Below are 2,246 nucleotides of genomic sequence, written 5' to 3'. Positions count from 1 at the left end.
GCGGCGCCGCGCAGCGCCAGGATATTGAGGCGGAACCGCGTTCTCGAAGCGATCGGTCAAAAATCGCGTTCGAGCGTATGCTGGGTGGCTGCGCCGGCCGGCTACGGCAAGACGACGGCGGTCATCGACTACCTCGAAAGCGTCGAGGCACCGCATGTGTGGTTCCGCATCGACGAGGGCGACCAGGATATTGCGCGCTTCTTTCAATATCTGGCGCAGTCACTCGCCTCACCCGCGGTTGGAGACATGCCGGTCTTCGGCGTCGAGTATGCCGAGCAGCCGAAGGAATTCGCCAGGCGCTTCTTCAGAGCCTACTTCGCGCGGTTGAAGCCCGGCACCATTCTGGTCCTCGACGATTTGCAGGACGCCGACACGCCCGAATTCCGGGCGGTGCTTTCGGTGATGTTCCGTGAACTTCCTGACACGGTCCGCTGCATCTGCATCTCGCGCAAGCTGCCTCAGGAGGCACTGGGCGACCTCGTTCTCAAGGGCCAGATGGCCATCGTAGACAGGTTGGCGCTCGAATTCTCAACAGCGGAAGCGCGCGATTTCGTCAAGCTGCGGTCGAGGAACGGCGCCGTTCCAGTCGATGTCGAAGCGGCGCGCGGCTGGGCGATCGGGCTGGTTCTCCTCGCCGATCACGGCTCGGCGGTCGGCCCTGATGACACGACCGGGACAGCACCCGGCGGGCAGAATGCCCTGTCGGACGTTCTCGGCCGCCATTTCTTCCTTTCCCTCCCTGCCGCCGACCAGGACATGCTGCTGAAACTCAATCTGCTGCCCGAAATCAGCGCCGAACTGGCGGACGTGATGATCGGGTCGAGCGAAGCGGGCAAGCTGCTCGACAGGCTCTACAGGCGGCAATTGCTGGTCACGCGAACGGAAAACAGCCGCGACGTTTTCCACCTGCACGACCTCTTGCGAGACTTCCTCGACCGACGCTTCGCACAGCGTGTGACGGCAGAAGAGCAGAAGTCGCTCAAACAAAGGGCGGCAAAGGTCCTCGCCGACGCCGGCCGTCATGACGAAGCCATACACCTCGCCTTGCAGGCAGAGGACTGGGATCAGGCGAGCGGGCTCATGCTGAGCCGGGCGGAGACCGTTTTGGCGCAGGGACATCGAACGACCTTCATCGAATGGGTCGGCCGGTTGCCGGAAGCGTTCATGAACGGCTGGCATTTCTATTGGCTGGGCGTGGCCCACATGCCGAACGACGCCGCGGCAGAGCACTGGCTGTCGAAGGCATGGCATGCCTTTGGCGAGGCCGACGATCTGCGCGGGCTTTGTCTTGCGGTGTCGCGCGCGGTTCTGGTCAAAACGGACAGTTGGCGCACCTATGAGGGTCTTTCGGCCTGGACCCGCCGGGCGTTCGAAATCATCGAGCGCGGCCTGCCGGAACTGCCTTCCGAGGAAGCGATGCTGGTGCGCATCGGCATGGTGCGGGCGCTAAACTTCGGCGACGACTACTACCGCAACAGCCCGGCCGGGCAAGCGCTGGAAACCGAACTGCTGGAGCGGCTGACCCGGAATCCCGAGCACGACCCAAGCGGCTTACGGCTGCTTGCCAGCGAAACGCTGATCGAGCATTCGGTATCGGTCATGCGGGCCGATCTGTTCACCAAGGCCGTCGACAGCGTTGTCGAGGATTTGAGCGACAAGGAGGTGCTGCCTTGGGTGCTCGGCATGTGGCTGGTCGAGTTTGGCGCCAAGAGCGGCCGTTACTTCCCGTATAAGAGACGGGGTTTTCCCTACCCGTCGGCCGAAGCGGCGTTGCGGGAGGCGATCGCGATTGGCGAGCGCGAGTCGCTCAAGGGTGTGGAGTTCGGTGGCCTGTATCATCTTCAGATGCAGATGAAGTTCCGCAACGACTTTGCCGAGCTCGACCAGGTGGTCGAGCGCCTGGCCGAGATCGCCGACAGCCGTTTCAGCACACAGGTCGCCATCGTCGCCAATTGCTATGCCGCGCTTCATGCCAGGCAAGGCGATTTCGCGGCCGCCTATGAGGATTGCGAGCGCTTCATGGCGGCGAGCGAAGCCGCCAACGAGCCCATGGTCGAGCGCTGGGCGCACTGCATCACGAAGTTCCAGGTGCTTCTCGCCGACAGGAAGCCACGCGAAGCCGCCGCGCTACTCAGCGACCTGCTGCCGCGGCTGGAGGGCGGCGCCCGCAAGCGGACCGAGATATGCATTCTCGCAGCGGCCGCGCTGGAGAGCCTGTGCGACCAGGGTCCACGCTACGGCAATCA

Annotated in this window: 1 protein-coding gene; it reads left to right on the top strand. The window is 63.7% G+C overall.

Going from position 1 to position 2,246, the window contains the following annotated elements:
* Window positions 1-84 precede the first annotated feature (84 nt).
* Window positions 85-2,246 (top strand): winged helix-turn-helix domain-containing protein (locus AC0L2A_RS35995; protein WP_473612929.1); only part of this gene is annotated, 2,162 nt, incomplete at its 3' end.

The sequence above is a fragment of the Mesorhizobium sp. WSM4844 genome (genome assembly GCF_055811775.1).
The sequence above is the reverse complement of the archived record's forward strand: the minus strand, read 5'-3'. Positions and strand labels throughout refer to the sequence as shown.